Here is a 23721-nt window from a genome sequence, read left to right on the forward strand (position 1 = left end):
TGTCGGATTGCGCTTTCGGTACTGAAGGAGATTTGATGCGATTTTCCGTTCCCTCCCTGTTGCAGCGACTGATGTTCGCGGGCCTGCTCGGCCTGTCCGCCGCCACGGCCGCGTCAGCCGCACAAGCCAAGCCGGATCCCAACGGCCCGCCCGAACAATTCGTGCTGGCTGCCGCCAACGAGGCCCTGGATGTCCTGAAGGCTGACGGCGCGGTCCGGGCCGGCAACACCGCCCGCATCAACCAGGTCGTCGACCAGCACATCCTGCCGTACGTCAACTTCCAGAAGACGACGCGCCTGGCCGCCGGCCGCTACTGGCGCCAGGCCTCCGACCAGCAGAAAACGGCGCTGGCCGAGGCTTTTCGCGGCACGCTGATCCGCACGTACAGCGGCGCGCTGACCCGCGTCACGTCCAGCACCACCATCACCGGCCTGCCGTTCCGCGGCGATCCCAAGGCCGACGACGTGGTCGTGCGCACGCTGATCAGCCAGTCCAACAGCCAGCCGGTGGGCGTGGATTACCGCCTGGAAAAGACCCCGCAGGGCTGGAAGATCTACGACATGAACGTCGAAGGCATCTGGCTGATCGAGAACTACCGCAACCAGTTCGCCCAGCAGATCAACCAGAACGGCATCGACGGCCTGATCCAGGCGCTGAACCAGCGCAACAAGTAAAGACCCGTTCAGGCTCAGCCCGGCCCGGCGCGTCCCCTCGGGGGTCCGCCGGGCCGATTGTTTTTGGGGACGCAACGAGCGGGGCATCCCCTTTGCCACCGGGGCCATCAGGGCTCCTGCCGCACCGCGCTTATATAATGGTCAATTCGCTCTTTCCGGGCCATCTCCCCCCGTCATGTCCGCCGTCAGCCTAGAAAACGTCTCCAAGATCTACTCGCCGCGCCAGCGCGGCTGGCAGAAACTGCTCGGGCGCGCGCCCCGGCCCGGCTTTCAGGCGCTGGACAACGTCAGCCTGAACATCGAGCACGGCGAGTTCTTCGGCCTGCTCGGTCCCAACGGCGCGGGCAAGACCACGCTCATCTCCATCCTGGCGGGCCTGGCGCACGCCACCTCGGGCCGCGCCACCGTCTGTGGTTACGACGTCGTGGCCGACTACAAGTCGGCGCGGCGGGCGCTGGGCGTCGTGCCGCAGGAATTGGTCTATGACCCGTTCTTTACCGTGCGCGAGACGCTGCGCATCCAGTCCGGGTACTTCGGCCTGCGCAAGAACGACGACTGGATCGACGAGATCCTGTTCAACCTGGGCCTGGCCGACAAGGCCAATTCCAACATGCGCGCGCTGTCCGGCGGCATGAAGCGCCGGGTGCTGGTGGCGCAGGCGCTGGTGCACCGCCCGCCCGTCATCGTGCTGGACGAGCCGACCGCGGGCGTGGACGTGGACCTGCGCCGCACGCTGTGGGAGTTCATTTCGCGGCTGAACAAGGCCGGCCACACCATCATGCTCACCACGCACTACCTGGAAGAGGCCGAGGCGCTCTGTAATCGCATCGCCATGCTCAAGGGCGGGCGTGTCGTGGCGCTGGACACCACCCAGGCGCTGCTTGCCCGCGTGGGCGGCGTGGACCTGGAAGACGCCTTCGTGCGCATCATGCACCAGGACGACGAGCCCGGCGCGCGCGCCCTGCAACCCGAAGAGATCTCATCATGACCCAGCCCGCCACGCCTGCCGGCCAGCCGCTGGTGCAGCCCCGTCTGGACGCCGGCTCCGGCTTTCCGACCCTGCTGCGCAAGGAATTGCTGCGCTTCTGGAAGGTCAGCTTCCAGACCATCGCCGCGCCCGTCATCACCGCGCTGCTGTACCTGCTGGTCTTCGCGCACGTGCTGGAAGGGCGCGTCACGGTGTACGGCACCGTGCCCTACACGTCGTTCCTGATCCCCGGGCTCATGATGATGAGCATGCTGCAGAACGCGTTCGCCAATCCGTCCTCGTCGCTCATCCAGAGCCGCATCACCGGCAACCTGGTGTTCATGCTGCTGCCGCCGCTGTCGCACCGGGACATCTTCGGCGCCTACGTGCTGGCCGCGATCGCGCGGGGTCTGGCGGTCGGCCTGTGCGTGTGGGCCGTGGCGCTGTTCTTCGTGCCGCTGGCGCCCGCGCATCCGCTGTGGGTGCTCGTCTTTGCAGTGATGGCGTGCGGCATCATGGGCACGCTGGGACTGGTCGCGGGCCTGTGGTCCGAAAAATTCGACCAGCTCGCGGCCTTCCAGAACTTCCTGATCATGCCGGCCACCTTCCTGTCCGGCGTGTTCTATTCCATCCATACGCTGCCGCCGTTCTGGCAAAGCGTCTCGCACTGGAACCCCATCTTCTACACCATCGACGGATTCCGCTACGGATTCTTCTCGGTGTCGGACGTCTCGCCCTGGCACAGCCTGGCGGTGGTGACGGCGGTGTTCCTTGCGCTCTCCGCTTACGCGCTGCGGCTTCTGGCCAGCGGCTACAAACTCAGGAACTGACGTCCATGCTTCCCACTCCCGCGCAAGTCCGCCAATACATCGCTGACGGCCTGCCCTGTGAACATCTCGACGTGCAGGGCGACGGGTCGCATTTCGACGCCGTCATCGTCAGCACGGCCTTCGAAGGCAAGCGCCTGATCCAGCGCCACCAGCTCGTCTACGCCGCGCTGGGCGACCGCATGAAAGCCGAGATCCACGCCCTGTCGATGCGCACCCTGACCCCCGCCGAATACCAGAAAGCGGGCGAATGATGGACAAGCTTCGCATTACCGGCGGCGCGCGGCTGCATGGCGAGATCTCCATTTCCGGCGCCAAGAACTCGGCCCTGCCGATCCTGTGCGCGGGTCTGCTGACCGCCGACACGCTGGTTCTGTCCAATGTGCCGCGCCTGAACGACACCGGCACCATGCTGCGCCTGCTGGCCCGCATGGGCGTGCGCGCCGAACGCGCCGACGACGGCATCGTCACGCTGCAGGCCAGCAACGTCGACAACCTGGAAGCGCCGTACGACCTGGTCAAGACGATGCGCGCCTCGATCCTGGTGCTCGGCCCGCTGGTCGCGCGGTTCGGCGAAGCGCGCGTCAGCCTGCCCGGCGGCTGCACCATCGGCCAGCGGCCGGTCGACCAGCACATCAAGGGCCTGGCCGCGCTGGGCGCTGAAATCAGCATCGAGCACGGCTTCGTGGTGGCGCGCGCCAAGCGCCTGAAGGGAGCCTCCATCCGCACCGACATGGTCACGGTCACCGGCACGGAAAACCTGCTGATGGCCGCCGTGCTGGCCGAGGGCCGCACCGTGCTGGAAAACGCCGCGCGCGAGCCCGAAGTGGTCGACCTGGCGGAACTGCTCATCAAGATGGGCGCCCGCATCCAGGGCCACGGCACCGACCGCATCGTCATCGACGGCGTCGAGCGCCTGCACGGCGCAGAACACCGCGTCATCTCCGACCGCATCGAAGCCGGCACCTTCCTGTGCGCGGTGGGCGCGGCGGGCGGCGACATCCTGCTCAAGAACGCGGATGCCGACATCCTGGGCGCCACGCTGGACAAGCTGACCGAAGCGGGCCTGACCATCGAGACCGGTCCCGGCTGGATCCGCGGCGCGATGGACAAGCGCCCCAAGGCCGTGGGTTTCCGCACGCACGAATACCCGGGCTTTGCCACCGACATGCAGGCCCAGCTGATGGCGCTGAACACCGTGGCCGACGGCACGTCGGTCATCGTCGAGACCATCTTCGAGAACCGCTACATGCACGTGCAGGAACTGCGCCGCATGGGCGCCCAGATCGACATCGACGGCCACACCGCTGTCGTGCGCGGCGTGCCGCGCCTGTCGGGCGCAACGGTCATGGCGACCGACCTGCGCGCCTCGGCCAGCCTGGTCATCGCCGGCCTGGCCGCCGATGGCGATACGCTGGTCGACCGCATCTACCACCTGGATCGCGGCTACGATCAGATGGAAGTGAAACTGCGCGCCCTGGGCGCGGATATCCAACGAGTTACCGGCAAGGAACAGGCTCAATGAGCAATGCCTCCGTCACCCCCCTGACCCTGGCGCTGTCCAAGGGCCGCATCTTCGAAGAGACCATGCCGTTGCTGGCGGAAGCCGGCATCGAAGTCCCCGAAAATCCCGAAAGCTCGCGCAAGCTCATCCTGCCCACCAGCGATCCCGGCCTGCGCCTGATCATCGTGCGCGCCTCGGATGTGCCCACCTACGTGCAGTACGGCGCGGCCGACCTGGGCATCGCGGGCAAGGACGTGCTGATCGAGCACGCCAAGGAACAGCCCGGCGGCCTGTACCAGCCCATCGACCTGAACATCGCCAAGTGCCGCCTGGCCGTGGCCGTGCGCAACGGCTTTGACTACGACGCCGCGGTCCACCAGGGCGCGCGCCTGCGCGTGGCCACCAAGTACGTGCAGTCAGCCCGTGAACACTTCGCGGCCAAGGGTGTGTACGTGGACATCATCAAGCTGTATGGTTCGATGGAACTGGCGCCGCTCGTCGGCCTGGCCGATTGCATCGTCGACCTGGTGTCCACCGGCGGCACGCTGCGCGCCAACGACCTGGTCGCCGTGGAAGACGTCATGCCGATCTCGTCGCGCCTGATCGTCAACCAGGCCGCCCTGAAAACCCGCGGCGACCGCCTGCAGCCGCTGCTGGACGCCTTCGCAAGAGCGGCCTCCCGCAACGTCTGACTCCCGCCCGCCGCGCCCGGCGCGGCGGCCGATACCGTTACCTGCTTTGCTCCATGACGCCATGGCCCTGATCAATCGTCTCGACTCCCGCGATCCCGGATTCAAATCCGCCCTGTCCAAGCTGCTGGCCTTCGAGGCCACCGAGGACGAATCCATCGACCGTGCCGCCGCCAGCATCCTGGCCGACGTGCGCACCCGCGGCGACGCCGCGCTGGTGGAATACACGCAGCGGTTCGACCGCATGCCGGACGCGGCAGCGCATACGCTGGAGATCCCCAAGGCCGATTGGCATGCGGCCCTGGCCGGGCTGCCGGCCGCGCAGCGCAATGCGCTGGAAGCCGCCGCCGACCGCGTGCGCGCCTACCACGAGCGCCAGCGCGCCGAGACCTGGACCTACACCGAAGCCGACGGCACGCTGCTTGGCCAGCAGGTCACGCCGCTGGACCGCGTGGGCCTGTACGTGCCCGGCGGCAAGGCCGCGTATCCGTCGTCCGTGCTGATGAACGCCATTCCGGCCAAGGTCGCGGGCGTGCAGGAATTGGTCATGGTCACGCCCACGCCGGACGGCGTGCGCAATCCCATCGTGCTGGCCGCCGCCGCCATCGGCGGCGTGGACCGCGTGTTCGCCATCGGCGGCGCGCAGGCCGTGGGTGCGCTGGCCTATGGCACCGGCACCGTGCCGGCCGTGGACAAGATCGTCGGCCCGGGCAATGCCTACGTCGCGGCCGCCAAGCGCCGCGTGTTCGGCGTGGTCGGCATCGACATGATCGCCGGCCCCAGCGAAATTCTGGTCATCTGCGACGGCAAGACGCCGGCCGACTGGATCGCGATGGACCTGTTCTCGCAGGCCGAGCACGACGAGCTCGCCCAGTCCATCCTGCTCTGTCCCGACGCCGCCTTCATCGAAGAAGTCGAAGCGGCCATCGCCCGCCTCCTGCCCACCATGCCGCGCGCCGACATCCTGCGCGTCAGCCTGGCCAACCGCGGCGCGCTGATCCTGGTGCGTGACCTGGAAGAAGCCTGCCAGATCGCCAACGACATCGCCCCCGAGCATTTGGAAATCTCCACCGAGCAGCCCGAGGTCTGGACCGCCCGCATCCGCCACGCCGGCGCCATCTTCATGGGCCGCTTCAGCTCGGAAGCCCTGGGCGACTACTGCGCCGGCCCGAACCACGTGCTGCCCACCTCGCGCACGGCGCGCTTCTCGTCGCCGCTGGGCGTGTATGACTTCCAGAAGCGTTCCAGCCTGATCCAGGTCTCGCACGCCGGCGCCCAGACGCTGGGCCGCATCGCCGCCGAACTGGCGCTGGGCGAGGGCTTGCAGGCGCATGCCGCAAGCGCCCAGTACCGGGTCGACAAGACATGAGCGCGGGACCGGCGGACGTCGCCGGCCGCGTCAAAGGCACCGTCCGCGCCGACATCCGCGAGCTGGCGGCGTACCCCGTTGCCCATGCCGAAGGCTGCATCAAGCTGGACGCCATGGAATGCCCGTACGAGCTGCCCGAAGCCGTGCGCGATGACATCGCGCGCGCCGTCCGCGACACGCCGCTGAACCGCTATCCGTCCGCCGACCTGTCGGCGCTTGAGGCCGCCGTCAAGACGGCCTTTGGCGTACCGGACGCCGCAGACGTGTTGTTCGGCAACGGCTCCGACGAGCTCATCCACCTGATGGTGCAGGCGTGCTGCAACCCAGGCGACGCGGTGCTGTCGCCGTGGCCGTCGTTCGTGTATTTCGACATGGCCGCGCGTTTTGACCACGCGCGTTTCGTGGGCGTGCCGCTGACCGATGACCTGACCCTGGACCTGCCGGCCATGCTGGCGGCCATCGGCCAGCATCAGCCTAAGCTGGTGTTCCTGGCCACCCCCAACAACCCCACCGGCGGCCTGTGGTCGCCGGAAGACGTGAACGCCATCATCCAGGCCGCGCCGGGGCTCGTGGTGATCGACGAGGCCTACCAGCCGTTCGCGGACTACACCTGGATGCCGCAGGTGCTGGATGCGCCCAACGTGGTCGTCATGCGCACCGTGTCCAAGATCGGCCTGGCCGGGCTGCGCTTCGGCTACCTGGCCGGCGATCCGGCCTGGATCGCCGAGCTGAACAAGGTGCGCCCGCCCTACAACCTGAACGTGCTGACGCAGGCCACGCTGCAGGCCGTGCTGCGGCACAAGGCCGTGCTGGACGAACAGGCGGCCCGGCTGCGCGCCGACCGCGAACCGCTGGCCGCGGCGCTGGCGCAATTGCCCGGCGTCAGGGTATTCCCTTCCGCGGCCAATTTCATTCTGGCCCGCTTTTCCGGCAAGCTCGATGGCAACGCCGTGCATCTTGCCCTGAAAACGCGCAAAATATTGATTCGCAACTTCTCCAATGCCCACCCGCTGCTGGCCAACTGCCTGCGCATCTCGGTGGGCGCCCCGGCCGAGAACGCCGCCTTGCTATCCGCCCTGCAAGAGATCTTGAGTGCTTAACATGCGTACCGCAGAAATCACCCGCAACACCAACGAAACCCGCATCCGCGTGGCCATCAACCTGGATGGCACCGGCAAGCAGACGATCGACACGGGCGTGCCCTTCCTGGATCACATGCTGGACCAGATCGCGCGTCACGGCCTGATCGACCTGGACATCAAGGCCGAGGGCGACCTGCATATCGACGCGCATCACACGGTGGAAGACGTGGGCATCACGCTGGGCATGGCCATCGCCAAGGCCGCGGGCACCAAGGCCGGCCTGCGCCGCTACGGTCACGCTTACGTGCCGCTGGACGAAGCGCTATCGCGCGTGGTGGTGGACTTCTCCGGCCGTCCCGGCCTGGAATATCACATCCCGTTCACGCGCTCGCACATCGGCAGCTTCGATGTGGACCTCACGCGCGAATTCTTCCAGGGCCTGGTCAATCACGCGCTGATCACGATGCACATCGACAACCTGCGCGGCTTCAACTCGCACCATCAGGCGGAAACCGTGTTCAAGGCCTGTGGCCGCGCGCTGCGCATGGCGCTGGAAGTCGACCCGCGCATGGGCGACGTCGTGCCGTCCACCAAGGGCGTGCTGTAAGGTACGCAACCCAGGCAAGCCATCCCCTTCGCACCGCACCAGGCAGACAGAAGTGACCACTATCGCCATCGTCGACTATGGAATGGGCAATTTCCATTCCGTCGCACGCGCCCTGAAATACGCCGCGCCTGACGCCGACATCCGCATCTGCAACCAGCCCCAGGAAATCGCCGCCGCCGACCGCGTGGTGTTTCCGGGCCAGGGCGCGATGGCGGACTGCATGCGCACCCTGAACGAATCCGGACTGCGCGACGCCGTCGTGCGCGCCGCCCGCGAAAAGCCCCTGCTGGGCGTCTGCGTGGGCGAACAGATGCTGTTCGACGCCAGCGAAGAAGGCGCCACCACCTGCCTGGGCCTGTTCCCGGGCGTCGTGCGCCGCTTTTCCGGCCCCGGCTTTGCCGACCTGATCCCCGCCGACGACGAAGCCTGCCTGGCCGACACGGGCGCGGCAGGTCTGGCGGACACCCGCCCCGAGCGCCTGAAGGTGCCGCACATGGGCTGGAACAAGGTCCGCCACACCCGGTCTCACCCGATCTGGGAAGGCATTCCGGACGACTCGCACTTCTATTTCGTCCATAGTTATTACGCCGATCCGGCCGATCCGGGCCTGACGGTTGGTGAAACCGATTATGGCGTCACCTTTACCTGCGCGGTGGCGGCAGCTAACATTTTCGCGGTGCAGTTCCACCCCGAAAAGAGCGCCGAGCACGGTTTGCGCCTGTATCGCAATTTTGTAGACTGGCAGCCGTAGGCCCCGAGCCCCGTGCGCCAGCCCGTTCAACCCCATTTTTTTTCTCGCTGCCAACCATGCTGCTGATCCCCGCCATCGATCTCAAAGACGGGCGTTGCGTGCGCCTGCGCCAGGGTGACCTGGACGATGCAACGGTGTTCTCCGAAGACCCCGCCGCCATGGCCACCCGCTGGCTTGACCAGGGCGCCCGCCGCCTGCATCTGGTCGACCTGAACGGCGCCGTTGCCGGCAAGCCCAAGAACGAAGCGCCCATCAAGGCGATCCTGGACGCCGTCGGCGACGACATTCCCGTCCAGATCGGCGGGGGCATCCGTGACCTGGACACCATCGAGCGCTACCTCGACGCCGGCATCTCCTACGTCATCATCGGTACGGCCGCCGTCAAGAATCCGGGCTTCCTGCAGGACGCCTGCGGCGCTTTCCCCGGCCAGATCATCGTCGGCCTGGACGCCCGCGACGGCAAGATCGCCACCGATGGCTGGAGCAAGCTGACCCGCCACGACGTGCTGGATCTGGCCAAGAAGTTCGAAGACTACGGCTGCGAAGCCATCATCTACACCGACATCGGCCGTGACGGCATGCTGTCGGGCGTCAACGTCGAAGCCACCGTACGCCTGGCCCAGCACGTGCGCATTCCCGTGTACGCCTCGGGCGGCATCGCCGGCATCCAGGACATCGAGGCGCTGTGCGCCGTCGAGGAAGAGGGTGTCGAAGGCGCCATCCTGGGCCGCAGCATCTACGAAGGCACGCTCGACTTCCAGGCCGCGCAGGCGCGCGCCGACGAATTGGCAAAATGACCACATCCAGCAGCACCCCTGGGGCCGGCGCGACCATGCACAACGCGCTGACCCGCCGCATCATTCCCTGCCTTGACGTCACGGCCGGCCGCGTCGTCAAGGGCGTGAACTTCGTCAACCTGCTCGACGCGGGCGACCCCGTCGAGATCGCCCGCCGCTACAACGAGCAGGGCGCCGACGAACTCACGTTCCTGGACATCACCGCCACCAGCGACGGCCGCGACCTGATCCTGCCCATCATCGAGCAGGTGGCCTCGCAGGTCTTCATTCCGCTGACGGTGGGCGGCGGCGTGCGCCAGGTGTCCGACATCCAGCGTCTGCTGAACGCCGGCGCCGACAAGATCAGCATCAACAGCGCCGCAGTGGCCAATCCCGACCTGGTTCGCGCAGCCTCGGACTACCACGGCTCGCAATGCGTGGTCGTGGCCATCGACGCCCGCCGCGTCTCCGCGGCCGGCGAACCGGCGCGCTGGGAAGTCTTCACGCACGGCGGCCGCAAGGCCACCGGCCTGGACGCCGTGGCGTGGGCGCGCCGCATGGCCGCCTATGGCGCGGGCGAAATCCTGCTCACCAGCATGGACCGCGATGGCACCAAGTCCGGTTTCGACCTGGAACTGACCCGCACCGTCTCGGACGCGGTACCGGTGCCCGTCATCGCCTCCGGCGGCGTCGGCAACCTGCAGCATCTGGCCGATGGCGTCACCACCGGCCGCGCCAGCGCGGTGCTGGCCGCCAGCATCTTCCATTTTGGCCAGCATACCGTCGGCGAGTGCAAGCGCTTCATGGCCGAACAGGGCATCGCCGTACGATTGGACTGAACATGAGCAACGAACCTGCCTGGATGGCCGACGTCGTCTTCGACGAAAACGGCCTGATCCCCGCCATCGCCCAAGACGCCGAAAACGGCCAGATCATGATGGTCGCCTGGATGAACCGCGAATCGCTGGCCGAAACGGCCGCCACCGGCCGCGCGGTTTATTGGTCGCGCTCGCGCAAGCGTCTGTGGCGCAAGGGCGAAGAATCCGGCCATGTCCAGGAAGTGCATGAACTGCGCCTGGATTGCGACGGCGACGTGGTCCTGCTGAAGGTCCACCAGCAAGGCGGCATCGCCTGCCACACCGGCCGCGCCAGCTGCTTTTTCCGCCGCCTGGAAGGCCAGACCGACCATGCGTCGTGGGTCACGGTGGATCCGGTGCTCAAAGACCCGGAACTCATCTACAAATGACCGATCAGACCCTGACCGCCGCCGACATCCTGGCGCGCATCGCAGACACGCTGGAAACGCGCCGCCCGCAAAATGGCGGCGATCCCCAGGCTTCCTACACGGCCAAGCTGCTGGCCAAGGGCCCCGACGCCTTTTTGAAGAAGATCGGGGAAGAAGCCACGGAACTGGTCATGGCCGCCAAGGATGGCGTGCCCGACCGCATCGTCAGCGAAACCGCCGATTTGTGGTTCCACTGCCTGGTGGCGCTGACGCATTTCAATCTGCGGCCTGAAGACGTGCTGGCCGAGCTGGCACGCCGCGAGGGCCTGTCGGGCCTGGTGGAAAAGGCAAGCCGCCCGAAGGACTGACCACGGAAACCAAACCCATGAGCGACAACTGCCTTTTCTGCAAGATCGCCGCCGGCGACATCCCGTCCAAGAAGGTCTACGAGGACGAGGACTTTGTTGCATTTCACGATATCAATCCGGCCGCGCCGGTCCATTTACTGCTGATTCCTCGACGTCATGTCACATCCATGCAGGATATTACGGGCGAGGACGCAGATTGGTTGGGTAGAATGATGTCGTTGGCGCCGCGGCTTGCCGCCGAAAACGGTTGCCGTCCGGGCCCCGATGGCGGATTTCGCATCATGATCAACTCTGGCGTCGAAGGCGGCCAGGAAGTCCCGCATCTGCATTTCCACATCATCGGCGGCTCGCGTCCCTGGAAAGGGCGCGTGGCCCCCACTGCGTAATTCGGAGAATCATCATGGGTAGTTTCAGCATTTGGCATTGGTTGGTCGTCCTGGTCATCGTCGCGCTGATTTTCGGCACCAAGAAGCTGCGCAACATCGGCGGCGATCTGGGTGGCGCGGTCAAGGGTTTCAAGGACGGCATGAAGGAAGCCAACAGCGACAAGCCCGCCGAACCGGTCACGCAGCAGCGCGTTGCCGGCGACACCATCGACGTGCAGGCCAAGGAAAAGTCCAACTCCTGAGCGTCAGCCAGTCTCCCTCCGGGCCAGCCCTGAACGGGCCGGCCCTTATTGCTTCAATTCCCGAGCGGCCGTCGAATGTTTGATGTCAGCCTCACTGAACTGATGGTGATCGGCGTCGTCGCCCTGATCGTCATCGGCCCCGAACGCCTGCCCAAGGTTGCCCGCACCGTCGGTCACCTGCTGGGCCGCGCGCAGCGTTACGTCAATGACGTCAAGTCCGATATCCAGCGCGAAATCGAACTCGACGAACTCCGCAAGTTCAAGACTGAAATGGAAGACGCGGCCCAGGGCGTGCAGCAATCGCTGAACGAGACCGGCGCCTCGCTGCAGGAACCGGTGCAGCAGTTCCGAGCCGAATTGGACGAAGTCGCCCGCGAAGCCAGCGGCAAGGCCGCTCCCGCCTCACCGGCCACGGCGACTGCCACGCAGGCGCCCGCCGCGGACACGCCCGCCGAGCCCGCTCGCACGATCGCCCCGCCCAGCCAGAACCACAATCTGGACCTGGACCTGCCTGCCGCCGAGCCCCAACCCGTGCCCAACGCCGACCCGCGCCCGGCCGCCCCCCAACATCAACCCGCCCCGGCGCCCAGCGCGACCGCGGCTGACGTCGCCGCGCCTGCCGCCAAGCCCGTCTCGCCTTCCGGAACTTCGTCGTGACCCAGGACGCAACCCAAGAAGAAGGCCAGCAAGAGACCTTCATCTCCCATCTGGTCGAGCTGCGCACCCGTCTGCTGCGCGCTGTCGGCGCCGTGGTGGCGGTGTTCATCGTGCTCTTCATCTATCCCGGCGCGTCGGCCATCTACGACGTGCTGGCCGCGCCCATGCTGGCCTCGCTGCCCGAAGGCACCCGCATGATCGCGACCGGCGTCATCACGCCGTTCATGGTGCCCGTCAAGGTCACGATGATGGCCGCGTTCATCCTGGCGCTGCCGGTGGTGCTGTATCAGGCCTGGGCCTTCGTGGCCCCCGGGCTGTACCGGCACGAAAAGCGCCTGGCGCTGCCGCTCATCGTTTCCAGCACGTTTCTCTTCATCGCGGGCATGGCGTTCTGCTATTTCGTGGTGTTTCGCACGGTGTTCCACTTCATCGCCACGTTCGCGCCGCAGTCCATCACGCCGGCGCCGGACATCGAGGCCTATCTCAGCTTCGTCATGACGATGTTCCTGGCGTTCGGCATCACGTTCGAAGTGCCGGTAGCGGTCGTGCTGCTGGTCAAGATGGGCGTGGTCGAGCTCTCCAAGCTGAAGGCCGCGCGCGGCTACGTGGTGGTGGGCGCCTTCATCATCGCCGCCGTGGTCACCCCGCCCGACGTGGTCAGCCAGTTCATGCTGGCCGTGCCGCTTTGCCTGCTGTACGAGGTCGGCCTGATCTGCGCCCGCATGGTCACACCCAAGGAAAGCGCGTCGGAGGACGACGCAGCCTCGGACTCCCTGACCGAACGCCACTGACCCCGGGCGCACAGCCACCAAGACGGTCCGCATAAAAGCGGACCGTTTTACCTTGTCGGCCTCTGACCGCAGTCCTACATTGCAGTCATGTCGCTTTCTCAAAGACTGCGCACCCTCATGCGGTGGCGCGGCATCCATAGCCAGAACCAGCTTGCGCGCCTGTCGGGCGTGCCGCAGTCCTGCATTCATCGCATCCTTACCCGCGAAGACCGCTATTCGCCCGCCCGCAATACGCTCGTGCGCCTGGCGCACGCCCTGGGCACCAGCGTGCCGTGGCTGACAGATGGCGTGGTGCCCGCCGCCGCGCCCGGGGCCCACCCCGCGCCCCGGCTGCCAGACGCCGCAGCCAATGGCGTCGATGGCTACTGCGCCGAAATCTGCGCGCGGCTTGCGCCGCAACCCGACAGCACCAAGCGGCTGATCCTGGCCCTGGTGCGCGAACTGTCTGACAAGCCCGGCACCGGCATCAGCCCCGGCGCCGCCCGTGCGGCGGCGCGTAAATGCGCCTAGCGTGGCTTGCCCGGTCGTGTACCCACCACCACCGCCAGCTCCGCGGGCTTGCCGCCGCGCAAAATGCCCAGCGCGGCCCGCTGGCCGGGCGGCAACTGCGCAATCTCCGATAGCAGGCCGGTCGTGTCCGCCACCCGCTTGCCATTGACCGACTGCACGATGTCGCCCACGCGCAAGCCGCCGCGCGCACCCGGACCATCGCGCATGACGCCGGCGATGATCACCCCCGTCGTGTCGCGCGGCAACGCAAAGGCCCGCGCCAGTTCCGGCGTCACGTCCTGCGGCTCCACACCCAGCCACCCGCGCTTGACCGAGCCGGTCTTGACGATATCGTCCATCACCTTGCGCGCGATCTCGATCGGCGTCGCAAACCCGATGCCCATCGACCCGCCGGATTCCGAATAGATGGCGGTATTGATGCCCACCAGGTTGCCGTAGGCGTCCACCAGCGCGCCGCCCGAATTGCCGGGGTTGATCGCCGCGTCGGTCTGGATGAAGTTCTCGTAGGTATTCAGGCCCAGGCCATTGCGGCCCAGCGCCGACACGATGCCCTGCGTGGTCGTTTGTCCCACGCCAAACGGGTTGCCGATCGCCAGCACCACGTCGCCCACCCGCAGGCCCTTGTCGGACGCCAGCGTCGCGGCGGGCAGCTCGCGCAGGCTGGACAACTTGAGCACCGCCAAGTCCGTGTCCGGATCCGCGCCCACGACCTTGGCCGTGTCGCGCCGCCCGTCGCGCAGCGCCACCTCGATGGCGTCCGCGGCCTGCACCACGTGGTAGTTGGTCAGCACGTAGCCGTCCGCGTTCACGATCACGCCCGAGCCCAGGCTGGTCGAGGCCTCCCGGCGGCTCACGCCCGGCATCTGTCCAAACAGCTGGCGCAGCACCGGGTCATCGGGCAGCGGGATCAACGGCACGTTCACGTGCTTGGTGGTGAATACGTTCACCACCGAGGGCGCCGCCTTCGCCACGCCGTCCGCGTACGACACCGCGCCTACGTCGCCGGCGGGCGCGCGCACGGGCGCCGCGGTGGCCGGCAGGACCGCGCCGGGCCCGTTCACCCGCAGCAGGTCGGGCCGCAACGTCGTCACCACGAATAGAATACCCAGGCAGACCGTGACGGCCTGAGCGAAGATCAGCCAATATCGGCGCATGTTTCTGATAGGACTAGCAATGAATAAAGTGGACTCCCGCGTCCTGGCCAGCTGGCTGGACGACACCCTGCAGGCGGCCCGTTTCAAGGACTACTGTCCCAACGGGATGCAGGTGGAAGGCCGATCCGAGGTCGGACACATTATCACCGGTGTGACGGCCAGCGAAGCATTGCTGCGCGCCGCCGTCGAACGCGGCGCGGATGCGGTGCTGGTGCATCACGGCTGGATGTGGCGCAACGAAGACCGCCGCGTCATCGGCACTCGTCGCACCCGCATGGCTCTGACGCTGAAGAACGACCTGAATCTGTACGCCTACCATCTGCCGCTGGATGCGCACCCCACGCTGGGCAACAACGCGCAGCTGGCGCGTGTGCTGGGCCTGTCCCCCGCGCGGCGCGACGATGGTGCGCCCCTGACCTGCGGCCAGGACGGGCTGATCTGGCTAGGCGAGGCCAGCGGCCTGACGACCCTGGGCCAGTTGGGCGAGCGCGTGGCGCAACGCCTGGGCCGCCCGCCGCTCGTCGTGGGCGATCCGGACCAGCCGCTGGCGACCATCGCCTGGTGCACGGGCGGCGCCCAGGGCATGATGGCCGACGCCGTGGATGCGGGCGCAAGCGTCTACATCACCGGCGAAGTGTCCGAATCCACGGTGCACCTGGCGCGTGAAACCGGCGTTGGCTTCATCGCGGCCGGCCACCACGCCACCGAACGCTACGGCGTCCAGGCGCTGGGACAGGCCGTGGCCGAGCGCTTCGGCGTCAAGGTCGAATTCGTGGATATCGACAATCCCGCCTGACCCTGCCGCCCTGGCAAGAAACAAAAGCGTCCCATCAGGGACGCTTTTTCATTTACGGCCGCTTGAGCAGGTCGCGGATTTCGCGCAGCAGGGCGACGTCTTCCGGCGTCTTGGCCGGCGCCGGCGCTTCCTCCTGCTTGTTGCGGGCCTTGTAGATGGCCTTGACCATCCAGAAGATCACGAACGCCAGCAGGACGAAATTGATGATGATGGTGACGAAGTTGCCCCACGCAAACACATTGGCGCCGGCCTTGGTCAGCTCCGCGTAGGTCATCGGACCCGAATAGCCCTCGGGCATCGACAGGACGAGGAATTTATTCGAGAAATCGACCGATCCGCCCAGGATGAAATTGACGAGCGGCATGATGATGTCCCGCACCAGCGAGTCGACGATCCTGCCGAAGGCCGCGCCGATAATGACACCGACGGCCAGATCGACCGCGTTGCCCTTGACCGCGAAATCTCGAAACTCTTTGACGAAACCAGTCGATTTGCTCATAAATCCGCTCCATTCGTGATACGCCTGGGGTAGGCTGGCCTATAATACGCGGTTGCTATGTTGTTACATATTCCCGCGAACCCGATGCCGCAGAAGTGATGCTACTCGTTGAGCGGGCGCATCAACAAGGATAGGAAGATGAGTCAGGATACGCTGGTGCATGACGATGACGGTGCGGTTGATCCCAACCTGCCACCTGATCCTTCGCGACGTTTCTGGGTTACCACCGCCTGTGCTGTGGGCGGCGTAGCAGGTGTCGCAACGGCAGTGCCGCTTGTGAGCACGTTTTCTCCCTCTGAAAAAGCCCGCGCGGCCGGGGCGCCCGTTGAGGTGGATGTCGGCGACATTCCTGTCGGCGCCATGAAAACGGTCGAATGGCGCGGCAAACCGGTGTGGATCATCCACCGCTCGCCCGAGCAGCTCGCCGGTCTGAAAGCGCTGGACCCCCTGCTTGCCGACCCGCAATCCAAGCGGCCCGGCTTCACCCCTCCCTATGCCGAAAACGAAGCCCGCTCGCGCAAGCCCGAGCTCTTCGTCTGCGTCGGCATCTGCACGCACCTGGGTTGCTCGCCCACCGCGCACTTCGAAACGGGTGGCGGCGGCGGTCTGGGCGCGGATTGGCAAGGTGGATTCCTCTGTCCCTGCCACGGCTCCACGTTCGACCTGGCTGGCCGGGTCTTCAAGAACAAGCCTGCCCCCGATAATCTCGAAGTTCCGCCGTACCAGTACCTCAGCGACACCCGCATCATCGTGGGCGTCGATGAAGACAACAAGGCCTGACGCTCGCGTCGCGCTTTTTTCCCGATCTACGTAAGTAAAAACAATACGCCACGTATTAGAGAAGGAGCCGTTACATGGCTGGCGAGAAAACCGTCGAGACGACAGGCCTGTTGGGCTGGCTGGACCGGCGCTTTCCGGTGACCTCCACCTGGAAAGCCCATCTGTCCGAGTATTACGCACCCAAGAATTTCAACTTCTGGTATTTCTTTGGCTCGCTGGCGCTTCTGGTGCTGGTGCTGCAGATCGTGACCGGCATCTTCCTGGTCATGCACTACAAGCCGGACGCCGAGCGCGCGTTCCAGTCCGTCGAATACATCATGCGCGAGGTCCCGTGGGGCTGGCTGGTGCGCTACATGCACTCGACCGGCGCCTCGATGTTCTTCGTCGTGGTTTACCTGCACATGCTGCGCGGCCTGCTCTACGGTTCGTACCGCAAGCCCCGCGAACTGGTGTGGATCTTCGGCGTCGCGATCTTCCTCTGTCTGATGGCCGAAGCGTTCTTCGGCTACCTGCTGCCCTGGGGCCAGATGTCGTACTGGGGCGCCCAGGTGATCGTGAACCTGTTCGCGGCCATCCCGTTCATCGGCCCTGAACTGTCCATCTGGATCCGCGGCGACTACGTCGTGTCCGACGCCACGCTGAACCGCTTCTTCGCCTTCCACGTCATCGCCATTCCGCTGGTGCTGATCGGCCTGGTTGCCGCGCACCTGGTGGCGCTGCACGAAGTCGGCTCCAACAACCCGGACGGCGTCGAGATCAAGCAGGGCCCGAAGGACAAGTACGGTCGCCCGAAAGACGGCATCCCGTTCCATCCGTTCTACTCGGTGCATGACCTGGTGGGCGTGGCGGGCTTCCTGCTGGTGTTCGCGGCCATCGTGTTCTTCGCGCCGGAAATGGGCGGGTACTTCCTCGAGTTCAACAACTTCATTCCCGCTGACTCGCTGAAGACGCCTCCGCACATTGCGCCGGTCTGGTACTTCACGCCGTTCTACTCGATGCTCCGTGCCACCACCGATGAATTCACGTGGGTGCTGGCGGGCGCGTCGGTGCTGGGCGCCATCGTGCTGTTTGCCAAGAGCAACCTGAAGGGCTTCATGCGCATCGCCGTCCCCGGCATCCTGATCGTCGTCGCCGTGCTGCTGCGCGTCATCGACGCCAAGTTCTGGGGTGTGGTGGCCATGGGCGGCACGGTCGTCATCCTGTTCTTCCTGCCCTGGCTGGATCATTCGCCGGTCAAGTCCATCCGCTACCGCCCCACCTGGCACAAGTGGATCTACGGCATCTTCATGGTCAACTTCCTGGTGCTTGGCTATATCGGTACGCAGCCGCCCAGTCCGCCGTTGAACCTGACGTCGCAGATCGGCACGCTGCTGTACCTGGCCTTCTTCTTCCTGATGCCGGTATGGAGCCGCCTGGGCACCTTCAAGCAAGTGCCCGACCGCGTCACGTTCCACGCCCATTGAGCCAACGAGAATAACGGACTAACCATGATCAAGAAGCTGATTGGTGCCGTGGCCTTGATGCTCACGTGTACCGCTACCTTTGCCGCCGGAGGCGGCTATCCGCTGGATAAGGCGCCTTACCGCGTCAACGACATGGCGTCGCTACAAAACGGCGCCAAGCTGTTCGTCAATTACTGCCTGAACTGTCATAGCGCATCCTCGATGCGCTACAACAAGCTCCGGGACATCGGGCTGACCGACGAACAGATCAAGACCAGCCTGCTGTTCACCGGCGAAAAGATTGGCGACATGATGCACGTCGCCATGACGCCGAAGGACGCCAAGGCCTGGTTTGGCACGACGCCCCCGGACTTGTCCGTGATCGCCCGCGCCAAATCCGTGAACGCCGGGCCCTCGGGATCCGACTATCTGTACACCTACCTGCGCACCTTCTACCGCGACACGTCGCGCGCCACGGGCTGGAACAACCTGGTCTTCCCGTCGGTCGGCATGCCGCATGCCCTCTGGCAGGAACAGGGTCCGCGCGAGCTGACCACGGTCGCTGTCCACGAGGTCGAAGGCAAGGACGGCGCCCCCAAATCCTGGGAACGCGTCACAACGGTGTACGATGCACAGGGTTTTGCCACGGTGAAGGCCGAGCCGTTAGCCAATCACCATGGCCATGCCACCTTCGATGCCAAATTCAAGGCCGCCAACCCGGCCCAAACCGCAACATACGACAACGACGTCGCTGATCTGACCGCATTCATGTCCTGGATGGCCGAGCCCGTCCAGACACTGCGTGTCCGCATCGGCGTCGGCGTCATGTTGTTCCTGCTCCTGTTCTTCTTTGTTACGTGGCGCCTGAATGCCTCGTACTGGAAACACGTGCGCTAACCGTAACGCCCCGCCAGGTTCCCCAGCCACCCCGTCTATCGGGGACGGAAGAGGCGGATAGGGCCGTACGCCTATCCTGCCTGGCAATTGGGGCCAGCGCCTGCTAGATTTAGGCGCTGGCCTTTCGTTTTTCAATAAAGGACTTACCGCCATGATGGTGCTCTATTCCGGAACCACGTGTCCGTTTTCGCAACGCTGCCGCTTCGTGTTGTTCGAAAAGGGTATGGATTTCGAGATCCGCGACATCGACCTGTACAACAAGCCCGAAGACATCTCGGTGATGAACCCGTACGGTCAAGTGCCCATTCTGGTCGAACGCGACCTGGTTCTGTACGAGTCGAACATCATCAACGAGTACATCGACGAGCGCTTCCCGCACCCGCAGCTCATGCCCGCCGACCCGGTCATGCGCGCCCGCACGCGTCTGTTCCTCTACAACTTCGAGAAGGAACTCTTCGTTCACGTCTCGACGCTGGAAGACCGCAGCGCCAAGCCCGACGAAAAGAAGCTCGCCAACGCTCGCCAGAACATCCGCGATCGCCTGGCCCAGCTGGCCCCGATGCTGCTCAAGAACAAGTACATGCTGGGCGAGGAATTCTCCATGCTCGACGTGGCCGTGGCACCGCTGCTCTGGCGCCTGGACCACTACGGCATCGAACTGCCCAAGAATGCGGCTCCGCTGCAAAAGTACGCCGAACGCATCTTCTCGCGCCCGGCCTACATCGAAGCGCTGACGCCTTCGGAAAAAGTGATGCGTCGCTAAGGCTGGTTGTGTAATGGGTGAAACTTCGACCAAACCGTATCTGATCCGCGCACTGCACGAATGGTGCACTGATAACGGCTATACGCCGTACATCACCGTGCAGGTCGACGAGCACACCATGGTGCCCGTCGCCCACGTGCGCGACGGCCAGATCACGCTGAACGTAGGCACGCTGGCCACCAACCGTCTGGTGCTGGGCAACGAATTCATTGAATTCCAGGCCCGCTTCAGCGGCGTGACCGAAAACGTCTACGTTCCCGTGGGCGCCGTCAGCGCCATCTATGCGCGCGAAACCGGCGCCGGCATGGGCTTCGAGGTCCAGCCCTACGAGCCGCCCGAAGCCGGCGCCCAGGGCGCCTCGCCGGCCCCTGCCGCCCCGGAAGGCTCTGACGCCAATCCAGCCCCTGGCGACGACGACGGCGACGACGACGAACCCAAGCGCCCGCGCCTGACCATCGTCAAATAACGCCCCCACGAGAGGGGCTGCATTTTTTTCATTACAATGCAGTCCCTGCGCGTGCCCCGGCACGCATCGCCGGTGTAGCTCAGTTGGTAGAGCAGCTCACTTGTAATGAGAAGGTCGAGGGTTCGATTCCTTTCACCGGCACCAGAGAAATACCCCAGCAAAAAGGCCGATTCCTTGTGGATCGGCTTTTTTTTTGCAGTGGGGCAGCCGCCCCATTGGCCGGCGTCCCGCCTTCGATGCGCTTTCCAAATTCTTCTGATTGTCCGCCGTTCGACGCAGTGTTGTTCTAAGCGCTCTGCGAATCCCGAAGGATTAATCATGAATGGCCGCCCGATTGTTCGTGTAGGCGACAAGACCACGCATGGAGGGACGGTGACGGAGGGGTTCTCCTCCTACGACGTTCTTGGCCGTGCCGCTTCGGGAATGGGGCACATGGTGACTTGCCCTCGCTGCGAGGGCGTTTTTCCCATCGCCGAAGGTGTCGCCACTTTCGCTATCGACGATAGCTTTGTTGCAGTCGACGGCATGAAAACGTCCTGCGGCGCTTCGCTGATCGCGAGTCAAACTTTTGCGGTTGTAGACGTCGGTCTGGGGAGCATCGTCAAGGCCTCAAACAATGGCGGCGCATCTGAGAAAAGATTCCTGACACAGCAGATCTCGCCGAGCGAGCAGGGCTTCTCGAACACTCGCCAGGCCGACTGCAATCACCCCGATACGGCAATACCGCTGGCCGAATACATCGTCCGTGAGATGAAGACCAATCCGTTCTCCGTTCGCGGCAGGCATATACATGAAGCCAATCACTACGACGCAAAAACGTACTTGAAGGACTGGGAGAGCGCTCCCTGGTATACGAAGCTGTCAGGACGGAAAACCTACCTGGAGAAAATGACGGAAGCGAAGCTATGGGCGTACACGTCATTCGCTGAAATCATCGGTCCGAATCGCCCCTGGGATCACAAGCCTGCCTTGCAACGCATGCTGGGTTCAAGCCTGAACGAGGGCTGGCAGAAGTATGGCGACTTCGACTACTACTATGACATCTGGTCAAACATCCATTATGGATACGTTGGCGTCGCGCTCGGCTTTGGTACCGCCGAGCTCATCAATTCGGCAGGCATGGCACAGGCACTGTTGGATGCCTACACTGCCGTGCTGAAGAAGCGATGGCCGACCATGCAGCACCATCCCGAAAACGGTGCCTGGCCCGCCAGTGCTGACGATGTGCCAGACCATATTTCCATCACGCTGGGCTGCAATCTTTATCGCCAGGCCAAACCCCGCGAACTGACGACTTCGACTCTCCTGCAAGCAGTTGAAGCCGTACCGTTACCTTGGGGGAATGCTCGGCACCAAGCCAAAGCTAACCACAAATGCGGGCGCAAGAGGAAATAATGGGCTGCGTGTTGAAATTCTTCGGCATCATCGTTGCGTTGCTAGCTGCGCTTTGGTGTTCCATAGCCTTATGGGGCACGTTCTCGCCCATTGTGCTCTTGCATTATTCCGAGCGCGCGACGGATAAAATTGGCGTCTTCTTTAACGACAACCACAACACCGCGAAATTCGGGATGAGCCCGGGCGAGACGTCCGCTCACTACACGGCAATGTTTCCGGAGCCCGACATGTGGCTACTCCTGACATTTCCCAGTGAAAGCACAGATTCGCTGGAAATCACCAAGCCATTCCGACGAATCGACGTTTGTATCGGACCTGGCGCAAAGATTGAGCGAACGGTGACACGCCACGGGTTTTTTGATCGTTTTACCGAACCGAGCCCACCCTGTGAGCCGGCGTCCAAGCGCTGAGTCGCCTGGGGCACGCGCATCCGCCCCCACCCGCATCACCCCAGCGCCGGCAACATATCAAACAGCAGCACCATCACCAACCCCACCACCGACACGATCGACTGCACGACGGAAATCGTCTTCGTGGCTTCGCCCATGGTCATGCCGAACGATTCCTTCACCATCCAGAATCCGGCGTGATTCGCGTAGTTGAAGAACAGCGAACCGCAGCCGATGGACAGGGCTAGCAGCGGCAAATTCAGGGTGGGGTCCGCGCCAGCCAGTGGCGCCAGCAAACCCGCGGCGCCGACGATGCCGACCGTGGCCGAGCCGGTGGAGACCGATAGCAGCATGGCGATCAGCCAGCCCAGGATCAGCGGCGGGAAAGCGAACTGGTGGGTCAAGTGGACGATGGCGTCGCCGACCTTGGCGTTCGTCAGGACCTGCTGGAAGGCGCCGCCGCCGGCGATGATGAGCATGATGCCTGCGATGGGCTTCAAGCTCTGGCCCAGCGCGCCACGCAGCTTTTCCGCGTCGCCGCCGCGCAGGAAGACCAGCGTCACGGCCGCAAACAGCACGCCCAGCAGCATCGCGACGACGGGATTGCCTAGGAACGCGGCAACGTGCGTCACGCTCGAGTCCTTGGGCAGCAGCATTTCGGCCACGGCGTGAACCAGCATCAGCAGGGCGGGCAGCAGCGCTGCCAGTACACCCAGTCCGACGCTAGGCGCGTTATTGCCGCCAGGGCTGTCGGTAGACGCCGTGAACTGCTCGAGCAGGGCCTCGTCCGGCCGCGTCGTCATGCGCGGGGCGATGAACGCGCCATAGAGCGGCCCGCCGAAGATCATGGCCGGCAGCGCCGCGATGAAGCCGTAGATCATCGTGGGGCCCACCGTGGTCTTGAGCGTGGCGATGGCGGTCAGCGGGCCGGGATGCGGGGGCACCATGCCGTGCATGGCTGCCAGCGCGGAAATCACCGGCACGCCCACGTAGACATAGGCCGAGCCCTTGAAGCGCGCCTGGCTTTCCAGCTTGCGCGCCACGCTGAAGATCAGCGGCAGCATCACCACCAGGCCCACTTCGAAGAACATGGGGATGCCGATGACGAACGCCACCAGCGTCATCGCCCACGGAATCAGGCGGGGAGAGGTGTGGCGCAGGATGGCGTTGGCCAGGCGTTCGGTGGTGCCCGAATCCGCGAGGATCTTGCCCAGCATGGCGCCCAGCGCGATCACCACGCCCACGGCGCCCAGCGTCTTGCCGGCGCCATCGGTCAGGCTCTTGACGATGGCGCCCGGGGCCATGCCCGTCGCGAAGCCGACGCCGATGGATACGATCAGGAGCGCCAGCAGCGGGTGCATGCGCAGACGCGAGACGATCAGCGCGACCAGGACCAGAACGCTCACCAGGGCGGTGAGCAGCAATTGAATGTCGAACGAAGACATGACGTGAACCCAGAAAAGACGAGAGAGGTTGCGAGCCTTCCTTCTTCTGGCGGCCATGATACGGGATCGGGATGACGGCAAGCTTGAAAAACAGGGCCGGCCTCACTGGCCAAAACCGCAATTTTCCGCCTCGCTTTGCATTCTTCCGATTTTTTGTGCATAATTCGCCCCCTCTACCTGTTCCCCGATAGCTCAGTCGGTAGAGCGACGGACTGTTAATCCGCAGGTCGCTGGTTCGAGCCCAGCTCGGGGAGCCAAGAATTTGCAGTA

General features: G+C 64.8%; 30 protein-coding genes and 2 tRNA genes. 29 read left to right on the forward strand and 3 right to left on the reverse strand.

Annotated features, from left to right (window positions below; all coding sequences use genetic code 11):
• Window positions 1-35 precede the first annotated feature (35 nt).
• The 19 genes from FBY20_RS10105 to FBY20_RS10195 all read left to right on the forward strand — a co-directional run bounded on the left by FBY20_RS10105 (window position 36) and on the right by FBY20_RS10195 (window position 13425).
• A complete protein-coding gene (locus FBY20_RS10105) occupies window positions 36-674 on the forward strand; it encodes a phospholipid-binding protein MlaC (protein WP_056320376.1) in 639 nt (212 codons plus the stop codon).
• Window positions 675-849: 175 nt separating this feature from the next.
• On the forward strand, window positions 850-1662 hold the full coding sequence (locus FBY20_RS10110) for an ABC transporter ATP-binding protein (RefSeq protein WP_056320378.1): 813 nt from the start codon (window positions 850-852) through the stop codon (window positions 1660-1662).
• Complete coding sequence (locus tag FBY20_RS10115) at window positions 1659-2471, forward strand: ABC transporter permease (RefSeq protein ID WP_056320380.1); 813 nt, start codon at window positions 1659-1661, stop codon at window positions 2469-2471. The genes FBY20_RS10110 and FBY20_RS10115 overlap by 4 nt, the downstream gene beginning before the upstream one ends.
• 5 nt (window positions 2472-2476) lie before the next feature.
• Window positions 2477-2722, forward strand: coding sequence for a BolA family protein (locus FBY20_RS10120; protein ID WP_056320382.1), 246 nt, complete (start codon window positions 2477-2479; stop codon window positions 2720-2722).
• Window positions 2722-3993 carry a UDP-N-acetylglucosamine 1-carboxyvinyltransferase gene (gene murA / locus FBY20_RS10125; RefSeq protein WP_142055880.1) on the forward strand — a complete coding sequence of 424 codons (1272 nt, stop codon included), beginning with the start codon at window positions 2722-2724 and terminating at the stop codon, window positions 3991-3993. The genes FBY20_RS10120 and murA overlap by 1 nt, the downstream gene beginning before the upstream one ends.
• Entirely contained in the window at window positions 3990-4664 is a 675-nt protein-coding gene (hisG, locus tag FBY20_RS10130) for an ATP phosphoribosyltransferase (RefSeq protein WP_056320385.1), read from the forward strand. Before murA ends, hisG begins: the two co-directional genes overlap by 4 nt.
• Window positions 4665-4725: 61 nt before the next feature.
• On the forward strand, window positions 4726-6030 hold the full coding sequence (gene hisD, locus FBY20_RS10135; RefSeq protein ID WP_142051890.1) for a histidinol dehydrogenase: 1305 nt from the start codon (window positions 4726-4728) through the stop codon (window positions 6028-6030).
• Window positions 6027-7130, forward strand: a complete 1104-nt coding sequence (gene hisC / locus FBY20_RS10140; RefSeq protein WP_142051893.1) for a histidinol-phosphate transaminase — start codon at window positions 6027-6029, stop codon at window positions 7128-7130. The genes hisD and hisC overlap by 4 nt, the downstream gene beginning before the upstream one ends.
• A gap of 1 nt (window position 7131) precedes the next feature.
• On the forward strand, window positions 7132-7719 hold the full coding sequence (gene hisB, locus FBY20_RS10145) for an imidazoleglycerol-phosphate dehydratase HisB (RefSeq protein WP_008160445.1): 588 nt from the start codon (window positions 7132-7134) through the stop codon (window positions 7717-7719).
• Between the two features lie 52 nt (window positions 7720-7771).
• A complete protein-coding gene (gene hisH / locus FBY20_RS10150) occupies window positions 7772-8470 on the forward strand; it encodes an imidazole glycerol phosphate synthase subunit HisH (RefSeq protein WP_062840181.1) in 699 nt (232 codons plus the stop codon).
• 56 nt (window positions 8471-8526) lie between these two features.
• Window positions 8527-9267: a 1-(5-phosphoribosyl)-5-[(5-phosphoribosylamino)methylideneamino]imidazole-4-carboxamide isomerase gene (hisA, locus tag FBY20_RS10155; RefSeq protein WP_006224535.1), complete on the forward strand. Its 741-nt coding sequence runs from the start codon at window positions 8527-8529 to the stop codon at window positions 9265-9267.
• Window positions 9264-10085: an imidazole glycerol phosphate synthase subunit HisF gene (gene hisF, locus FBY20_RS10160; RefSeq protein ID WP_056320396.1), complete on the forward strand. Its 822-nt coding sequence runs from the start codon at window positions 9264-9266 to the stop codon at window positions 10083-10085. The genes hisA and hisF overlap by 4 nt, the downstream gene beginning before the upstream one ends.
• A gap of 2 nt (window positions 10086-10087) precedes the next feature.
• The gene (gene hisI, locus FBY20_RS10165) at window positions 10088-10492 is read left to right on the forward strand and encodes a phosphoribosyl-AMP cyclohydrolase (RefSeq protein ID WP_056320398.1); all 405 of its coding nucleotides are present in this window, start codon (window positions 10088-10090) and stop codon (window positions 10490-10492) included.
• Entirely contained in the window at window positions 10489-10839 is a 351-nt protein-coding gene (locus tag FBY20_RS10170) for a phosphoribosyl-ATP diphosphatase (RefSeq protein WP_062840179.1), read from the forward strand. Before hisI ends, FBY20_RS10170 begins: the two co-directional genes overlap by 4 nt.
• 17 nt (window positions 10840-10856) lie before the next feature.
• Window positions 10857-11225 carry a histidine triad nucleotide-binding protein gene (locus FBY20_RS10175; protein ID WP_056320402.1) on the forward strand — a complete coding sequence of 123 codons (369 nt, stop codon included), beginning with the start codon at window positions 10857-10859 and terminating at the stop codon, window positions 11223-11225.
• A 14-nt stretch (window positions 11226-11239) separates the two neighbouring features.
• Window positions 11240-11467, forward strand: coding sequence for a Sec-independent protein translocase subunit TatA (gene tatA, locus FBY20_RS10180; RefSeq protein WP_056320404.1), 228 nt, complete (start codon window positions 11240-11242; stop codon window positions 11465-11467).
• Between the two features lie 75 nt (window positions 11468-11542).
• Window positions 11543-12124, forward strand: a complete 582-nt coding sequence (gene tatB / locus FBY20_RS10185) for a Sec-independent protein translocase protein TatB (protein WP_142051896.1) — start codon at window positions 11543-11545, stop codon at window positions 12122-12124.
• Entirely contained in the window at window positions 12121-12915 is a 795-nt protein-coding gene (gene tatC / locus FBY20_RS10190; RefSeq protein ID WP_056320409.1) for a twin-arginine translocase subunit TatC, read from the forward strand. The genes tatB and tatC overlap by 4 nt, the downstream gene beginning before the upstream one ends.
• A gap of 87 nt (window positions 12916-13002) precedes the next feature.
• The gene (locus tag FBY20_RS10195; RefSeq protein WP_056320412.1) at window positions 13003-13425 is read left to right on the forward strand and encodes a helix-turn-helix domain-containing protein; all 423 of its coding nucleotides are present in this window, start codon (window positions 13003-13005) and stop codon (window positions 13423-13425) included.
• Here FBY20_RS10195 and FBY20_RS10200 read toward each other — a convergent pair.
• A complete protein-coding gene (locus FBY20_RS10200; protein WP_142051899.1) occupies window positions 13422-14579 on the reverse strand; it encodes a trypsin-like peptidase domain-containing protein in 1158 nt (385 codons plus the stop codon). The two genes, FBY20_RS10195 and FBY20_RS10200, sit on opposite strands and share 4 nt — an antisense overlap.
• Window positions 14580-14598: 19 nt before the next feature.
• Between FBY20_RS10200 and FBY20_RS10205 the strand changes: the two genes are divergently transcribed.
• A complete protein-coding gene (locus tag FBY20_RS10205) occupies window positions 14599-15375 on the forward strand; it encodes a Nif3-like dinuclear metal center hexameric protein (RefSeq protein ID WP_056320416.1) in 777 nt (258 codons plus the stop codon).
• A 52-nt stretch (window positions 15376-15427) separates the two neighbouring features.
• On the opposite strand, the gene mscL is transcribed toward FBY20_RS10205, so the two are convergent.
• Complete coding sequence (gene mscL / locus FBY20_RS10210; RefSeq protein ID WP_062840174.1) at window positions 15428-15874, reverse strand: large conductance mechanosensitive channel protein MscL; 447 nt, start codon at window positions 15872-15874, stop codon at window positions 15428-15430.
• A 138-nt stretch (window positions 15875-16012) separates the two neighbouring features.
• Here mscL and petA point away from each other — a divergent pair, with 138 nt between their 5' ends.
• The 8 genes from petA to FBY20_RS10250 all read left to right on the forward strand — a co-directional run bounded on the left by petA (window position 16013) and on the right by FBY20_RS10250 (window position 22027).
• On the forward strand, window positions 16013-16654 hold the full coding sequence (gene petA, locus FBY20_RS10215) for a ubiquinol-cytochrome c reductase iron-sulfur subunit (protein WP_056320422.1): 642 nt from the start codon (window positions 16013-16015) through the stop codon (window positions 16652-16654).
• Window positions 16655-16728: 74 nt separating this feature from the next.
• On the forward strand, window positions 16729-18117 hold the full coding sequence (locus tag FBY20_RS10220; protein WP_056320424.1) for a cytochrome bc complex cytochrome b subunit: 1389 nt from the start codon (window positions 16729-16731) through the stop codon (window positions 18115-18117).
• 24 nt (window positions 18118-18141) lie between these two features.
• Window positions 18142-18993: a cytochrome c1 gene (locus FBY20_RS10225; RefSeq protein ID WP_056320427.1), complete on the forward strand. Its 852-nt coding sequence runs from the start codon at window positions 18142-18144 to the stop codon at window positions 18991-18993.
• Between the two features lie 151 nt (window positions 18994-19144).
• Window positions 19145-19756: a glutathione S-transferase N-terminal domain-containing protein gene (locus FBY20_RS10230; RefSeq protein ID WP_006388039.1), complete on the forward strand. Its 612-nt coding sequence runs from the start codon at window positions 19145-19147 to the stop codon at window positions 19754-19756.
• A 13-nt stretch (window positions 19757-19769) separates the two neighbouring features.
• A complete protein-coding gene (locus FBY20_RS10235; protein WP_062840171.1) occupies window positions 19770-20222 on the forward strand; it encodes a ClpXP protease specificity-enhancing factor in 453 nt (150 codons plus the stop codon).
• Window positions 20223-20290: 68 nt separating this feature from the next.
• Window positions 20291-20366 (forward strand) — tRNA-Thr (locus tag FBY20_RS10240).
• Window positions 20367-20540: 174 nt separating this feature from the next.
• Window positions 20541-21617 (forward strand): PAAR domain-containing protein, encoded by a 1077-nt coding sequence (locus FBY20_RS10245; RefSeq protein ID WP_142051903.1) that lies wholly within the window; start codon window positions 20541-20543, stop codon window positions 21615-21617.
• Between the two features lie 8 nt (window positions 21618-21625).
• The gene (locus FBY20_RS10250) at window positions 21626-22027 is read left to right on the forward strand and encodes a hypothetical protein (protein WP_142051906.1); all 402 of its coding nucleotides are present in this window, start codon (window positions 21626-21628) and stop codon (window positions 22025-22027) included.
• A 35-nt stretch (window positions 22028-22062) separates the two neighbouring features.
• On the opposite strand, the gene FBY20_RS10255 is transcribed toward FBY20_RS10250, so the two are convergent.
• The gene (locus FBY20_RS10255) at window positions 22063-23451 is read right to left on the reverse strand and encodes a GntP family permease (protein WP_142051909.1); all 1389 of its coding nucleotides are present in this window, start codon (window positions 23449-23451) and stop codon (window positions 22063-22065) included.
• A 181-nt stretch (window positions 23452-23632) separates the two neighbouring features.
• Between FBY20_RS10255 and FBY20_RS10260 the strand changes: the two genes are divergently transcribed.
• Window positions 23633-23708, forward strand: a tRNA-Asn gene (locus FBY20_RS10260).
• Window positions 23709-23721 lie beyond the last annotated feature (13 nt).

Source organism: Achromobacter sp. SLBN-14 (assembly GCF_006715415.1).
GTDB lineage: Bacteria > Pseudomonadota > Gammaproteobacteria > Burkholderiales > Burkholderiaceae_B > Achromobacter > Achromobacter mucicolens.

Bases quoted from the DNA above. Each gene is read 5' to 3' on its own strand.
- FBY20_RS10195 (WP_056320412.1), top strand. From the start codon at position 13,003: ATGTCGCTTTCTCAAAGACTGCGCACCCTCATGCGGTGGCGCGGCATC.
- FBY20_RS10220 (WP_056320424.1), top strand. From the start codon at position 16,729: ATGGCTGGCGAGAAAACCGTCGAGACGACAGGCCTGTTGGGCTGGCTG.
- hisI (WP_056320398.1), top strand. From the start codon at position 10,088: ATGAGCAACGAACCTGCCTGGATGGCCGACGTCGTCTTCGACGAAAAC.
- FBY20_RS10245 (WP_142051903.1), top strand. From the start codon at position 20,541: ATGAATGGCCGCCCGATTGTTCGTGTAGGCGACAAGACCACGCATGGA.
- FBY20_RS10170 (WP_062840179.1), top strand. From the start codon at position 10,489: ATGACCGATCAGACCCTGACCGCCGCCGACATCCTGGCGCGCATCGCA.
- hisC (WP_142051893.1), top strand. From the start codon at position 6,027: ATGAGCGCGGGACCGGCGGACGTCGCCGGCCGCGTCAAAGGCACCGTC.
- hisG (WP_056320385.1), top strand. From the start codon at position 3,990: ATGAGCAATGCCTCCGTCACCCCCCTGACCCTGGCGCTGTCCAAGGGC.
- hisD (WP_142051890.1), top strand. From the start codon at position 4,726: ATGGCCCTGATCAATCGTCTCGACTCCCGCGATCCCGGATTCAAATCC.
- FBY20_RS10200 (WP_142051899.1), bottom strand. From the start codon at position 14,579: ATGCGCCGATATTGGCTGATCTTCGCTCAGGCCGTCACGGTCTGCCTG.
- FBY20_RS10115 (WP_056320380.1), top strand. From the start codon at position 1,659: ATGACCCAGCCCGCCACGCCTGCCGGCCAGCCGCTGGTGCAGCCCCGT.
- hisA (WP_006224535.1), top strand. From the start codon at position 8,527: ATGCTGCTGATCCCCGCCATCGATCTCAAAGACGGGCGTTGCGTGCGC.
- FBY20_RS10230 (WP_006388039.1), top strand. From the start codon at position 19,145: ATGATGGTGCTCTATTCCGGAACCACGTGTCCGTTTTCGCAACGCTGC.
- hisF (WP_056320396.1), top strand. From the start codon at position 9,264: ATGACCACATCCAGCAGCACCCCTGGGGCCGGCGCGACCATGCACAAC.
- FBY20_RS10175 (WP_056320402.1), top strand. From the start codon at position 10,857: ATGAGCGACAACTGCCTTTTCTGCAAGATCGCCGCCGGCGACATCCCG.
- petA (WP_056320422.1), top strand. From the start codon at position 16,013: ATGAGTCAGGATACGCTGGTGCATGACGATGACGGTGCGGTTGATCCC.
- FBY20_RS10225 (WP_056320427.1), top strand. From the start codon at position 18,142: ATGATCAAGAAGCTGATTGGTGCCGTGGCCTTGATGCTCACGTGTACC.
- FBY20_RS10235 (WP_062840171.1), top strand. From the start codon at position 19,770: ATGGGTGAAACTTCGACCAAACCGTATCTGATCCGCGCACTGCACGAA.
- FBY20_RS10110 (WP_056320378.1), top strand. From the start codon at position 850: ATGTCCGCCGTCAGCCTAGAAAACGTCTCCAAGATCTACTCGCCGCGC.
- FBY20_RS10255 (WP_142051909.1), bottom strand. From the start codon at position 23,451: ATGTCTTCGTTCGACATTCAATTGCTGCTCACCGCCCTGGTGAGCGTT.
- mscL (WP_062840174.1), bottom strand. From the start codon at position 15,874: ATGAGCAAATCGACTGGTTTCGTCAAAGAGTTTCGAGATTTCGCGGTC.
- FBY20_RS10205 (WP_056320416.1), top strand. From the start codon at position 14,599: ATGAATAAAGTGGACTCCCGCGTCCTGGCCAGCTGGCTGGACGACACC.
- murA (WP_142055880.1), top strand. From the start codon at position 2,722: ATGGACAAGCTTCGCATTACCGGCGGCGCGCGGCTGCATGGCGAGATC.
- tatB (WP_142051896.1), top strand. From the start codon at position 11,543: ATGTTTGATGTCAGCCTCACTGAACTGATGGTGATCGGCGTCGTCGCC.
- hisB (WP_008160445.1), top strand. From the start codon at position 7,132: ATGCGTACCGCAGAAATCACCCGCAACACCAACGAAACCCGCATCCGC.
- FBY20_RS10120 (WP_056320382.1), top strand. From the start codon at position 2,477: ATGCTTCCCACTCCCGCGCAAGTCCGCCAATACATCGCTGACGGCCTG.
- FBY20_RS10105 (WP_056320376.1), top strand. From the start codon at position 36: ATGCGATTTTCCGTTCCCTCCCTGTTGCAGCGACTGATGTTCGCGGGC.
- tatA (WP_056320404.1), top strand. From the start codon at position 11,240: ATGGGTAGTTTCAGCATTTGGCATTGGTTGGTCGTCCTGGTCATCGTC.